Annotated in this window: 13 protein-coding genes; 7 read left to right on the forward strand and 6 right to left on the reverse strand. The window is 48.2% G+C overall.

What is annotated here, in order from left to right; all coding sequences use genetic code 11:
* Nucleotides 1-166: 166 nt before the first annotated feature.
* The 3 genes from KE626_RS25930 to KE626_RS25940 all read left to right on the forward strand — a co-directional run bounded on the left by KE626_RS25930 (nt 167) and on the right by KE626_RS25940 (nt 2414).
* A complete protein-coding gene (locus KE626_RS25930) occupies nt 167-1165 on the forward strand; it encodes a sensor histidine kinase (RefSeq protein WP_211975929.1) in 999 nt (332 codons plus the stop codon).
* The gene (locus tag KE626_RS25935; RefSeq protein ID WP_211975930.1) at nt 1162-1866 is read left to right on the forward strand and encodes a LytR/AlgR family response regulator transcription factor; all 705 of its coding nucleotides are present in this window, start codon (nt 1162-1164) and stop codon (nt 1864-1866) included. The genes KE626_RS25930 and KE626_RS25935 overlap by 4 nt, the downstream gene beginning before the upstream one ends.
* A gap of 62 nt (nt 1867-1928) precedes the next feature.
* Entirely contained in the window at nt 1929-2414 is a 486-nt protein-coding gene (locus KE626_RS25940; protein WP_211975931.1) for a hypothetical protein, read from the forward strand.
* A 103-nt stretch (nt 2415-2517) separates the two neighbouring features.
* Here the strand turns inward: KE626_RS25940 and KE626_RS25945 are convergent, their stop codons facing one another.
* Genes KE626_RS25945 through KE626_RS25955 form a run of 3 tightly spaced genes read right to left on the reverse strand, consistent with a single transcriptional unit; the run spans nt 2518 to nt 5952 of the window.
* A complete protein-coding gene (locus KE626_RS25945) occupies nt 2518-4506 on the reverse strand; it encodes a M1 family aminopeptidase (protein ID WP_211975932.1) in 1989 nt (662 codons plus the stop codon).
* 50 nt (nt 4507-4556) lie between these two features.
* Nucleotides 4557-5354: a helix-turn-helix domain-containing protein gene (locus tag KE626_RS25950; protein WP_211975933.1), complete on the reverse strand. Its 798-nt coding sequence runs from the start codon at nt 5352-5354 to the stop codon at nt 4557-4559.
* A 40-nt stretch (nt 5355-5394) separates the two neighbouring features.
* A complete protein-coding gene (locus KE626_RS25955) occupies nt 5395-5952 on the reverse strand; it encodes a GNAT family N-acetyltransferase (protein WP_211975934.1) in 558 nt (185 codons plus the stop codon).
* Between the two features lie 81 nt (nt 5953-6033).
* On the opposite strand from KE626_RS25955, the gene KE626_RS25960 reads away from it, so the two are divergent.
* Nucleotides 6034-6540 carry a DinB family protein gene (locus tag KE626_RS25960; RefSeq protein WP_211975935.1) on the forward strand — a complete coding sequence of 169 codons (507 nt, stop codon included), beginning with the start codon at nt 6034-6036 and terminating at the stop codon, nt 6538-6540.
* A gap of 28 nt (nt 6541-6568) precedes the next feature.
* Here the strand turns inward: KE626_RS25960 and KE626_RS25965 are convergent, their stop codons facing one another.
* Nucleotides 6569-7204, reverse strand: coding sequence for a 4'-phosphopantetheinyl transferase family protein (locus KE626_RS25965; RefSeq protein WP_211975936.1), 636 nt, complete (start codon nt 7202-7204; stop codon nt 6569-6571).
* Nucleotides 7205-7215: 11 nt separating this feature from the next.
* On the opposite strand from KE626_RS25965, the gene KE626_RS25970 reads away from it, so the two are divergent.
* The 3 genes from KE626_RS25970 (at nt 7216) to KE626_RS25980 (ending at nt 10862) form a co-directional block, all read left to right on the forward strand.
* The gene (locus tag KE626_RS25970) at nt 7216-8502 is read left to right on the forward strand and encodes an LA_2272 family surface repeat-containing protein (protein ID WP_211975937.1); all 1287 of its coding nucleotides are present in this window, start codon (nt 7216-7218) and stop codon (nt 8500-8502) included.
* Nucleotides 8503-8566: 64 nt separating this feature from the next.
* Nucleotides 8567-9925, forward strand: a complete 1359-nt coding sequence (locus KE626_RS25975) for an SMI1/KNR4 family protein (RefSeq protein WP_211975938.1) — start codon at nt 8567-8569, stop codon at nt 9923-9925.
* A gap of 130 nt (nt 9926-10055) precedes the next feature.
* Nucleotides 10056-10862: an FkbM family methyltransferase gene (locus KE626_RS25980; protein WP_211975939.1), complete on the forward strand. Its 807-nt coding sequence runs from the start codon at nt 10056-10058 to the stop codon at nt 10860-10862.
* On the opposite strand, the gene KE626_RS25985 is transcribed toward KE626_RS25980, so the two are convergent.
* Both KE626_RS25985 and KE626_RS25990 read right to left on the reverse strand, forming a co-directional pair.
* Nucleotides 10857-12104: a WcaI family glycosyltransferase gene (locus tag KE626_RS25985; RefSeq protein ID WP_211975940.1), complete on the reverse strand. Its 1248-nt coding sequence runs from the start codon at nt 12102-12104 to the stop codon at nt 10857-10859. The two genes, KE626_RS25980 and KE626_RS25985, sit on opposite strands and share 6 nt — an antisense overlap.
* Nucleotides 12105-13502, reverse strand: a complete 1398-nt coding sequence (locus KE626_RS25990) for an undecaprenyl-phosphate glucose phosphotransferase (RefSeq protein WP_211975941.1) — start codon at nt 13500-13502, stop codon at nt 12105-12107.
* Between the last annotated feature and the right edge of the window lie 9 nt (nt 13503-13511).

The raw sequence follows: 13511 nt of genomic DNA on the forward strand, positions 1-13511 counted from the left end.
GGGGCCTTACCGCAATATTCTCCACGGTTAATGGCTGTGATTGAAAATAACGGCTGATTGATGGAATAATAGCCCTCATGCATTGAATAACGTCGCTCCCCTGCTTTTTTACCCGTCCAACAAGTTCAAAACCTTCGTAAATTGGGGCATGCAATTTCCCCGGAACATGACAACCAGCACCCGTGTACAATGGCTGCTATGGCTGGTTGTTCTTTTCATGATGTTTTTCTCCTTATTGCCGGAAGATGGCTTTAAGCAGGCGGCTGTTTTCTCTTTGCTCAACCTACTCTTTTATGCGCTGGTGATCTATGGTAATATCAGCTGGTTGTATCCCCGCCTGTACGCCAAAGGTGATATCACAAAATATATCGCCGGTGTTTTGTTATTTCTGCCCGCCGCTGGCCTGGCCAGGGCATTTGTGATGAGCGGTATTTATAATGCGTGGTTTACCGACATGCCCCAACCGGTTACCTGGTCGATAATACTCCGGTATATGGCAGGCATTCCGCTGCTGTTCCTGCTCAGCTTCGTATTCAGAATGGCCATCACCTACTTTTCATTGAAACAGCAGACCGCCGCATTGCTATTACAAAATACAAAGACAGAACTCAACCTGCTCAAATCGCAGGTACAACCGCATTTCCTGTTTAATACGCTCAACAACATCTACTATGAAGCCTACCGGGAGGCGCCGCAAACGGCGATACTGATAGAGCGCCTCTCTGAGATCATGCGGTATTTTGTAGATGAAAGCCCTAAAGACCAGGTAAATCTATCCGCCGAAATAAATTTTCTCGAAAACTATATTGCACTGGAGAAGATCCGCATCCGGCACGACATCCTGCTTCGCTTTACGCAGAACATTCCCGGCACCTACAGTATCCCACCCATGTTACTGATGACTTTTGTAGAGAATATATTTAAACATGGCATAGACAAAACGAGCCGGGAGAATGTGATCGACATATCGCTGACCCAGCAGGATAACCGCTTGCTGTTCACTACCACCAACAGTTTACCGGAACATGCTTCCGCCATCCCGCCCCATGGCTCCGGTATCGACAATCTACGGAAAAGGCTTACCCTGTTGTACGGCAACGACTATACGCTGCAGACCAACAGGACCACCACTCATTTTACAGCTCACTTATCTGTTCCCTTATGAGTTTGAAATGTATCATAGTTGATGATGAACCCAATGCAGTGAACCTGCTGGAGCTGCACATCACTCAAACCACCGACTGGCAGCTGCTCGCCAAGTGCTACAACGCGCTCGAGGCGCTGGCTTTCCTGAAAACCGGTAAAGCAGACCTCATATTCCTGGACATCAACATGCCCCAGCTCGACGGCATGGAGCTGGCGTCCCTGTTGCCAAAGGACCTGAAAATTGTATTTACCACCGCCTACACGGAACATGCCGCTGCCAGTTACAACTTCCAAACCATCGACTATCTCCTCAAGCCTATCACGCTCAAACGTTTCCTTGCCGCGCAGCAAAAAATAAATGCAGCGTTTATGCATTCCCGTGCAGAGGAGACACCTGCAGCGGAGAAAGACTACTTCTTTGTAAAATCAGGAAAAACATTACAACAGGTACGCCTGCAGGAACTGCTGTATTTTGAAGGCGAAAAAGAATATGTACGGGTAGTAACGACTAAGGGAGAAACCCTTGCGTACAAACGCTTGAAGGATATAGCCGCGCAGATGGGGCCACCCTTTATCAGGGTGCATAATTCTTATATTGTCAACACCAGCCGGATTGACAAGGTGGAGGAGAATCACCTCTTTATTGCCGGTAAACGCATTCCGCTCAGCGAAAAATTCCGGGGAGCTTTTATGGAACTTATCCGGCAGCGGTTTTTATAACGGGGAGGGATGAAGGGAAATTGATATCTTTAGAAGAAAATTATTGTGTTATACCATCAGCTATGAAAACCATTTCCAGCCTGAGTCTCCTCCTGCTTTTCGCGGCCTGCGGACCACACCATCCTGCCGGTCCGACTGTCATTTCATTGAACTACCAGCAAGCTGATATCCAGAAGCAATTCGACACCCTGTATAATTACCAGCAGGCCAGTCCCGGCGTATATAAAGGCTTTATAGAGCAGGCGCTGGCCATCTGCCATGGCAGCGGAAAAGATTCCGTCACGCAGGACGTATTCTCCAGTATGTATTTAAACCTCGGGAGCGGTCAATACGATTGCGTTACCACTACGGTATTCCGGTTCCCCGATGGTACCATTACCGCTACCGGTGTGTTCAACCTCACCCCGGGCGACACCATTGCCCCAGATCACGACTTTCCTATTACCGGCGGCGCTGCAGCGTATCGTAACATTACCGGCATCTATACCCGTAAATACAGGAATGGCGTTTATCATGTGGAGCTGCGGTATCACAGTACCAACCACTAACAGCGGGAAAGATGACCTAAACGGTATCATTATGGTATTTGAGACATCGGTGGCGGAATATGGCTGCTTTGCGTTATCGCCTTTACGGGATCTATTCGCTGCATCAGGCTTTTACAGCAGCAGTAGCCAGCAGTTGCGCCACTTTTGCTTCCATACCGTCGGTTTTATTATTGAGCCTGTCGGCCTTTACTGCATTGGTGCAGGCCCATTGCAGTAGCACGGTATCCTTCTTTGCGGCGGCAAGCTGCGCAATGCGATAATAAGTATAGGCCAACAGGTCCGTCGCACGTGATGCACACTGTAAAGACCGCTGGTAATATGCCAGCGCATCATCCGGTTTATTTTGCACAGCAGCTATGCGCCCCAGCTGGTATAACAGGGTAAATTCTACGCCATAAACATCATCGGGAATACCTGCTTTTAAATAAGATTGCGCGAGTGCAATGGCCTCCGTATTTTTCTGTTGTATACGCAGGTTGACTACTTTCACTACTTTGGCCTGGGCCATTGCAATGGGTGCGAGTTCATCATCCCAATGCAGCACCTTAAAATACGGATCAAGCTGAACAGCAGTAACAGTGCCGTTTACCGGCAGTTGAACCTGGCTGGTACGATCATGAATATCGATATGCTGCAATGAAGTAGTGCCATTGGTATAAGTGATCAATACCTCGAGTGGCAACCGGTAACTGCTGTCTTTTTGCGTAATACTGAGCTGTAGTTTGCCGGCCTGCTGTGTCCAGCTGCTTTGCCAGGAAGGAGCTCCCTGTCTTTCGAACCATTGCTGATAAAACCACTGCAAAGACCGGCCATGTGCGTTTTCCATCTCCTGCAAAAAATCTTCCCAGGTAACACCTTCATGGCTATATTTTTCTCCAATGGTTTGCAGTGCTTTATTAAATGCGGGTTTCCCAATGGTGGCCGACAGCAGATCCAGTACCAGGAACCCTTTGCTGTCGCCGATAATATGACCATTTTCGTCGGAGAGGGCGGAAAGCGGCTGGTCGTTTCCCGCTGCAAGATTTTTCAGGTAGCCCAGCCCGCATTGCTCCCGGATATAGCCGGGGTAGCCTGTTTTGCGATAGTCCATCGCATGGGTGCTGTCGAAATGATAAACCGTTTGCAGCGAGCCATACTGGGCCAGTCCTTCAGACAACATGGCTTCTCCCCTGTTGCCCCTGGATCGCACTTTGTTGCCCCACCACTGGTGGCCAATTTCGTGGCCAAAGAGTGCATAGTTAAACTGCCGCAGCGCACCGGTAGGCATCACCACACCGCCCAGGATACTGGCGCCGCCAATACCGGTGAGTTCTGAAACATAGTCCGGGAACTCAATGACAGAAAAATTGGGGATAGACAAGGGACCAAATTGCGTGGTCAGGAAATCGAGCACTGTCGAGGATTTGCGAGACAGGTCATCGCCATCGATCGCTTTACTGAGACTATACGTATAAAATGAGCGGTTGCCTTTGTACTCCTGTCTTGAATAATTTCCGATGTACAGGGAAAAAATGTCAGGCTGGCTATACTGGAACCGGCAGGTGTTAGCGCCTGCTGCTTTAGTAATCGTTGCTGTACTGGCAGCCATTACCGCCATCAGATTGGCCGCGGTAGTTACCGTAATGGTACCGGTGGCGCGGGCCGTACTTCCGCTGCTGTCGGCATCGTGCGACACTACCTGCGGATACCAGGAAGATCCATAGCCGCCTGCCATACAGAAGTTGCTGTCGAGATAATATTGAAAAGTGGGCGCGCTCCCACGGTCATAGGCATACGTAAATTGCAGCGGCGTTCCGGCGGGCAGAGGGCGCTCAAACCGCCAGCAGTAAACAATATCTCCGCCGGCATTCAGGCTGGTATCCATACGGCCGCTGGCCCCCTGTAATGCCAGCTTCACCGGCCCCACACCTTTACTGAGGGTGATTTCAACAGAATCGGCCGATCCGGCTTCGGTTTCAAACGAAAGTCCGCCCTGCACGGCGAAGGTCTTTTTCTGCAAGTCGGCATGCACCTGCAGCTGATAATCTACGTGACGCTGGGCGGATAAAAACAGGGGACAAAGAAGGCATATATAGGCGATGAAACGACGCATGTTTTTTTATACAAAGTAACAGCGCCGGTGTTAATAAAAATGGTACCGGATTAACTTTTTAGTAATGCCCGGAAACGGTGGGGAGTAGTCAGGTAAAAAAAGCGGAACGACCTGACCAGGTGCGACGAATCTGTGAAACCCGCGGCAAACGCAATGTCCGTAACAGGAAGCGTAGTGGTAAAAAGCAAAGCCATGGCTTTCCGTACCCGCATCTTCAACTGGTATTCGCCAATGGTCATTCCCTCTCTTTCTTTAAAAGCACGCGCCAGGTAAATGGGGTGTACAAATACCCTGGCCGCAATGGATTTAATGGTATGATGCGTATCAAATTCATTTTCCAGGATAGCCTTTACCTGTGGCAACCAGGGTAAACGAAGTGGTATATGACTATCGGAATGCGCCGACAACCAGCTGAAAATATATTCTTCCGACAGGCTCATTTCCGGATCCTGCGAAAAAAAATATAACAGGCGGTATAAATAGTCGAATGTACCAGCTTTGTAAACGGTCATCGCAGCAGGCATTACCGTGCGCCATTCTACTTCCTGCCACCCCGTTTGTTTGAATTCAATGTTCAGGCAACGCCCTCCGCTTTGTTGGAAGTGATTGGCATGGCGATACCCGGCGGGCCGGAACAATACTTCCCCCGGCATTATTTCCGCGTTGGATTTTTTATTTACTTCTTCATAATGACCATTGATCAACAAACTCAGGTAGGCATTTTCATGGTAGTGGTCGGCGATATGTACCCCTGGCTGGTAAGCAGTAATATTCAGTTTAAACGAGGCATTCTCGTTAAACTGCTGTTCCTTTCCAAAGTAATGACCCGGTGATAGAATAATGCCCATACCTGAATAATTTATAACGATGTGCCATGCTGTACCAACACTACTGCCGCCAGTCCCACGCTACCACATGCCAGGTAGTGGCGCCGTCGTTATAGGTATGAATCGTTTGAAACCCCACCCTGGCATGGGCTGCCTGGGAACGGAGATTATCGGCCGCAATTTCAGTAACAATACAATCATAGTCGTTGGCGAACAGGTCTTTATGGCTGTTATATAACGCGTCAAACAAACCGTGACCGCGATAGCCCTCCCGCACACATATCTGTCCCATAAAATAATGGCGCAGCTGCGACAGCGGGCGTCCGTTTAGTTCCAGGTCCTGTGTCATCACCACCAATGGGCGCATCAGCGTGATCTCCTCTCCTGCGCCGGTTGATGTAGCCAGTGCGTAACCGGCGAGTACGCTGCCGTCGAGCAGCACCGGTTGCGGCATGTCGGCCATCATTCTTTGGAGGATAGGTTCGGTATATTCAAATGTAAGAAAACCCTGCGTCCTCGCTGTTTGCTCAGTGATGTGCTGAACCAGGTTATTTTTTTGCAATGCCAGTAAATGTTCAATCCCATCCGGAGATAATACCGATGCTGTAAATGTCTTCATAAGCGATGCCGTTATTGCCTTTTGTCTCCTGCAAACATATGTCAAAAACCAATACCTTAGCATCGGTAAAAACGATTCACCATGAAAAGAACCGCCTGGTTTGAAAGAGTATTTCCTGCGATAGCAGATAACGGCCGGATGCCCACCATCATTGAGCGTTTAAGTGGTACCCCGGCACGCGTGGAAGAGATGACCCGGTTACTGGCGCCAACCCTGCAAACCCAACAACTAAATGATAAATGGTCGGTTAAAGAACAGGTAGGACACCTGGGAGATATGGAACCCCTGTGGTCCGGCCGATTCGACGATTTCGTAAACGGGTTACCCGAACTCCGGGTGGCCGATTTAACCAATCAGCAAACCCATACCGCCAATCATAATGCCACCGATATTGCCGTATTATGGCAACGGTTCAGGGAGCAGCGTGAGCAACTGGTAAAACAGCTGCGCCAGTTGCCGGAAGAAGCATTGGAGAGAACGGCACTGCACCCGCGGTTAAAAACGCCCATGCGGATTATTGACCTGGCATATTTTGTTGCGGAACACGATGATCATCACCTGGCCGATATCCGGGAAATTACGGGGTAAACAGCGGCATGCTATGCCTGCTTTTCATTTACAGGCTTATTTCTTCGATGGTTATATCCGGTGCGGCCACTGCGGTGGCCAGGTGGCAGACATATTTCGCTGCCAGGGGAATATTTTTCAGATACCAGGTGGTGTCCAGCAATTGCGCCGTTTCGTGATTGAGAACGGTTAAAGTGTTGAGTTCTGAAATACCAACACCATCCGCTTTCACCACTGCTTCCTTGATGGTCCAATAGTGGTAAAACTGCGCCAGCGGATCGGCAGCGGAACGGATATCCTCCCACTCCTTCCCTGTAAACAGGCCGTTGAAATCCGAAAACTCCACGGGCTTCACTTCTTCCAGATCAATTCCGATGCGGTCATCGGAACTCACCGCACAAACAACGAGGTTACCGGCATGCGAAATATTAAAATCCAAAGCGCCATCCAGGTAAGGGCGGCCGGTAGCGGTATATTGCAGCTTATCCAGCAATGCAGATTTGCTGAAATGCGACATCGCCTTTATTAACAGGTGCTTCCCCAGCAAGGATGCATGCGCGTCCTGCCAGCGCCGATATGCACGGACTTTGCGGCTGACATCTGCCGGTACGGCGGCTAACAACGCAGCAAACCTATCGTGAGGCAGCTGATTTTCAAAACTTGTATAACAGATATAGATAGACACCCGTTAAAAATATGCAAATACCGTTAATTTTAAAAACCTCCCGGAATCCCCGGGGCTGCTACCGGTTCCTGGAAGATAAATGCTGCCCGATATTCATTACATTCGATATTCAATCGTTACCTATGCCTGTTCTGCGCTTGTTTTACAAAAGTATTATCCCGCTTTTTCTGACATTGATATTGATGCAGCCCGCCACCGGCCGGCAGCACAGCTCCTGGACACTTTTATTGCTGAAGAAAGGACACCCGGTTGAACTCAAACAGGATATGTTTTCTTTCAGCGCCACGGGATTCTACCTCTATGAAAACTGTATCTATCATATTTTGCTGAAGAATAAAATAACGATAAATGGCCGCCTGCTCAGCGTAAAAAGAGATACGCTCCTCTTTACCAATTTCCTGAATGAGCACATCGCCGCCAAAAATTTCAGCACGCTGGATACGATAGCTGTTCCCTATACCAATCTTAAACTGATGAGCGCAGGAGAACGCAACATCCTCCATTTTGAAGACTACGAAGGCATTTTTGAAAGCGCCGCCACACCGCGCGTTGTTCCTGCGAAATTTGCAAAGCTTCATACCAACGATTCAGCCTCGTATGAGCTAACTCCTTACTATGCACTCAGCGGGGCGGCCTGGGTATATGAAGAAAACGGAAAACTTTACTGGTATGAAGGCGCACCCGCGGCTCCCAAAAAAGAAGTGGGCATGTTACGCCATCCGTACAAAAAAAAGAATATTGCCTGGTTTACCCCCAATAGTGTTGATGAAATAAACGGACTTGCCTTAGGAGCCTGGGCAGAAAGTATGAAGGGCGATGACATTAATGAGCGAGACAGCCTGAAAGTAAACGGCATTAACCTCGAAATAAATCCCATCATGCTTTTTGTGCTGATACGCGGTGCATGGAATGCAGGCTACCCCGATAGCCTTGGCTACTACCACACCGCTATTGAAAACAATTACAGCACCACGCTCAACGGGATAAATGTGGGGGTATTGGCTACTGTAGGCAATTATCGTGTTCGTGGAATCAGTGTGGGCGGCATCACCACGGTTGTTGACCAAATGAGTGGCATCTGCATTACCGGCTTTAATAACTTCGCCTACGTTGCAGATGGTCTGCAATTTTCGCTTATCCGTAACAGGGCCACTGTGGCCAGAGGTATACAGGTAGGCATTTACAACAAAGCTACAAGGCTCAGGGGCATTCAGCTGGGATTATGGAATGTGAATGAACGGCGTTCCCTGCCTTTTATTAACTGGCAGTTTACCAGCAGGCATAAAACCGGCGGGTAGTTGAATCACTGCTTTTGATCAAAAAAATTTAATTTTGGCAGGAAGACTTACAATAGCTTAGCATATGCAACAATATGAGGAACAGGTAAAAAGGATCAAAGAAAAGTTTGTTGCCGCCAGGAAAAAAGACCGGCGACGAAAAGTATTCGGCGCCGATTCGCACCGGTACATCATCAATAAACCACTGACCCAACAAGAGCTCACCGCCTTCGAAGAAAAATATCATATATCCGTTCCCGGTAGTTTCAGCGCATTCCTCCTTCAATTCGGCAATGGCGGGAAATCCTATGCAGATTCGGCAGCGGGGCCTTTTTATGGCATTTATCCATTGGGGGAAAGAACCGATGAATTAACCAGCCATCCCGAAAAATACCTCCGCGAACCCGTAAAAATATACCCGGGACTTACTGCCGGTACCTGGACGGAGATGATCATCCCTTTTGAAAACGATGATATGTCCGACGAGGAATTCGACACCGCCACGGGCGAAATTTATGCAGGTATCCTTCCACTGGGCTCACAAGGATGCACCTACCTGCACGGACTGGTCCTTAATGGCCCCCATAGCGGGAAGGTGGTCAACATTGATATGGACCGGCAGCGTCCCTCTTTCACCTTTGAAGATACTTTCCTGGATTGGTATGAACGCTGGCTGGATGAAATTATTTCGGGCGACCTTATCCTGGATACCCCCAGCTGGTTTGGATATACCATGGGAGGAAGCGTAACAGGTTTGTTGGAAAAATACCAGTCGGCCAATGACGACAACACCAGGCAACATTGCCTGAGCGCCATGCTCACCAAACAAAACATTCCTGACGGGATCATTCGCCTGCTTGAAAAAGAATACCAGTTGGCCACCGGCGGGTGCAAAAAGCTATTGCTTCAAATGCTGACACGCCATAATTATCAACTGGCCAAACCCTACCTGGCAGCGTATTGCGACGTTGACCTGTTAGCCGTTTTCCAGTTTATTTACTGGTATGCCAAAGATAAAAGCATCGAATGGCGGGACATCATTGAAAAGAATATTGCTCATATCTCTGACGGAGAAACATTCCGGTTTTGTACCTACCTGCTGGTAGCTGCCCCGGCAGATTACGGGCCCCTGGTTAGTCCTGCGACAAAAAACGACAATGAATCCATCAGGGCCACCGCGTTCTATACGCTTGGTCAGCTACCGCACAAAGCCGCTTACCTCAGCGATTTCATCAGTGGTTTGGATGACAGCTCCCCTCACGTAATACTGATGGCGCTGCAGGCACTCCATGGCATAACAGATAATAGATTGCTGCCGGCGTATAAAAAACTGTTGGAAAGATTCCCCACAGAGCAGGATTATATACTATCGAATCTCGGCCAACGGCTGGCGGAGATGGGGCTCACCATTCCTGAATTGAGAAAACAGCTACCAGGAGAATAACTTAGCTGCCTGAACACATCGGAATGAATAAAATGAACAGCCCACCAGCCATGTTTTCTCCCTATCTTTATTAGCGTCGCTATTATCCGGTACCCTACGTGTTATCCAGCCCTAAACATCAAGCTCCATCATGAAAAAACTCGGCCGTGGTTTAAAAAGAGTCTATGTTTTTTTATTCGTCCGTAAGGCGCTTTATCCGATGCATTTGTTTGTTTACAAACTGAGCATGTTTGGCCTTGGTATCAGGAATCATGAAAACAGTACGGTATCCGGAGAAAAAGCATTTCTCAGGTATCTTATCTCCCGGAAAAAATTATTGTCGGGAGCCATCCTCGACATCGGCGCCAACGTAGGCGACTATTCGGTGATGCTCAGGAAAAACGGCATTTCCCTGCCCCTGTTTGCGTTTGAGCCACATCCGGTAGCGTTCAAAAAACTGGAACTGGCCGCTATTGAATACCAGTTCACACCTGTGTTTAAAGGCGCCGGGGAAGTTTCATCCAGCGCTATGATCTATGATTACTCCGGCAACGGCGGTTCCGAACACGCCAGCATGTACCGGGAAGTGATTGAACAACTCCACCATGGCGAAGCAGAAGAACTGCCCATAGAAATAACAACTATTGATGAATTTGTAGCACTCGAAAATATTTCCAGGATTGCCCTGTTAAAAATTGATACCGAAGGGCATGAACTCTCCGTACTAAAAGGGGCAAAACAAACCATTCAGCGCGGGTTGGCGGAAATTATACAAATAGAATTCAACGAGATGAATGTCATCTCCAAAACTTTTTTTAAAGATATTGTAGACCTCCTCCCGGGATATGATTTCTACAGGTTACTGCCCGACGGGCTGAAAGCTTTAGGCACTTATAAATCCACCCATTTTGAAATCTTCTCCTTTCAGAACATCGTGGCAATAAAAAAAATGTCATGATCTCAACACCGCTTCAAACCTGGTCATGATCTCCTCCTTCGACAAACAGGTAGCAGCATAATTCCTCGCGTTCCTTGCCAAACCGGAAAGGTCCGTTGTTACGGCCCGGTCAATAGCCGCAGCCAATGCCGCATCATCACCGCTGTTAATCAACAGTCCCATTTCATGTTGCTTTACCAGTTCATACAGGGAGCTGCCTTCATTCGCCGTAATGATGGCAATTCCGCCCACCGCCATAATGGTTGTCAGTTTTGATGGCATCACCAGTTCGCTCGCCTCATTTTTCTGGATCACCAGGTGTATATCTGCCATATTGAGAAAATCGTTGAAATGTTCCACAGGCTGTAATGGGAGAAAGTACACATTAGGGAGTTCCAGGCTTTCGGCCAGTGCCTGTAACCGGCCCCTGTGCGGGCCGGAGCCACAGATAAGAAACTTAATGGAAGACTGGTGTTTTAATACGGCTGCTGCATATAAAATAGATTCAAGCCCCTGTTTCTCGCCCAACGCACCGGAGTAAAGTATCAGCTTATCGTCTTTCCCAAAACCGGATTTTATCTTTAAGGCGGCCCTGTCGATAACCGGGTAAAATCGCTGCAGATCTACCCAATTGGGAAACGAGCTGATATCTTTGCCGGCCTTCTCTTTTATCATCCTGATCATTCCTTCGGAAATACTGGTTACCACGTCTGCCCTCGTCAGTATAAATTTTTCTACCCCGAACAGCCGCCTGATCAGCCATTTCGATCGTATCATATTCAAATTACGGGCGGCCTCAATCTGCAGGTCCTGTATGTGATATATAAATTTAGCCCGACCTACGCGCTTATAAAAAGCACCCAGCAATCCCAGCTGGAACGATGGAGATACCGTCATGACCACATCAAATTTCCTGGAAAACAGTACCTGCAATAATTTCCATCCGGAAGAAAAAAAGAAGCTCATGTCCTGCAGTACCCTTCTTGCACCCGAAGGTGATATAGGAATATATTGGGGACACCTGTAAATGGTGACAAAGTCAATGGGCCCTTCACCATCTATCCATTTTTCACGGGTATACCTGTATTTTTTATTGTTATAAGGAGATTGAACCCGCCATTGGGGGTAGTAAGGATAAGAGGTGATCACGGTACATTCGTACCCTTTTGCTGCCAGCCAGCGGATCATTTCCCCGTTATACTTCCCTATGCCGTTCAATTCGGGGGAAAAATTACCGGTGATTAAAAGTAGCCGCCGCCTCATTTAATACGCATTTTTGTCTCCTTTGACGAGGTTGACCAACGTTTGTGAAATGATCTGGCAGTCGAGCCAGAAGCTGTAATTTTCAATATACCAGAGGTCAAAGTTGATACGCCGCTGCATCTGCCCGGCTTTATGGTTCTCGCCCCTGCAGCCGTTTACCTGGGCCCAGCCTGTAATACCGGGTTTCACCAGGTGCCGCAGCATATAATGCTGGATGGTATCTTTCAGTTCCAGGTGCATCAGCGTAGCATGGGGCCGCGGGCCTACAAACGACATATCTCCTTTCAGCACATTAATAAACTGCGGCAGTTCATCCAGGCTGGTTCTCCTGAGGAAACTGCCCAACCGTGTTACCCTTGGATCGCCGGGCATGGTAGCGGCGAAAGCGCCTCCCTCACTGGCAGCAGCATCTGATCTCATAGTACGGAATTTATAACAGGTTAACCTGCTTTTTTTCAATCCCCATCGCTCCTGTTTATAAATAACAGGTCCGGGTGAAGTGAGTTTGATGAGCAAAGCGATCAGCACAAACAGCCAGGAAAAGGTGATCAGCAATACCAGCGTAAAACAAATATCAAATACCCGTTTGATCAGTTGATGCCTTGGTTCGTCGAGCGGGGAAGAACGGATCGTGATGAGCGGAAACGGCCCAAACAAACTCATACTCACTGTAGAAGTGCAATGCTGATAGAAACTGGCGATGATTTTTACCCGCTTGGTAGCCTTTTCGCTTGCCAGGATGATGCTCTCCGTTTGTTCTTTTGACTGGTCAGACAGCGCCACTACTACTTCATCGATTTCATGCGCATCCAGTATATGTTCTATTTCGGACAACCGGCCCAGGTAATTACCGTTCAGCGAAGGATGCGAATGATCATCTACAAACCCAATGCACCGGTAGCCGAAATGATCATTTTGCGTAATGGTTTGATGAAAATTAAGACCGGCTTCTCCTGTGCCCACAATCAGGATATTCTTCGAATTATAGCCATGGGACCAGATTTTCAGCATAAATTTTTTGACCAGGAATTTTGCTATGGTCATCCCGATAAAAATATTCGCAGTGTAAATGAATACAAATGTCCTGGAATAGGGAAAGTACTTGTACCCATAGAAGAACACGAACGTAAGTATACCGGTGTTGAGGAGGAGGGTTTTGAGGATCGCCACAAACTCAAAGGAGAATGGCCTGGACCTGAAATCATCATACAGATGGAGATAAAAGCCTACCACCAGCCATACCAGCATGTCGATAAATAATATCTGCACAGTGAGGGTATCAAAAGGTACGCCATAACGCATACTGATGAACTCATAAGCCAGCAGATAAGCCGCTGCCAATACCAGCCAGTCGGCTGCTATCCGTAGTATTCCCGCATAATTCAAAGGCGTTTTCATATAGATCAA

Origin of the sequence: Chitinophaga hostae, assembly GCF_018224885.1 — a bacterium.
GTDB lineage: Bacteria > Bacteroidota > Bacteroidia > Chitinophagales > Chitinophagaceae > Chitinophaga > Chitinophaga hostae.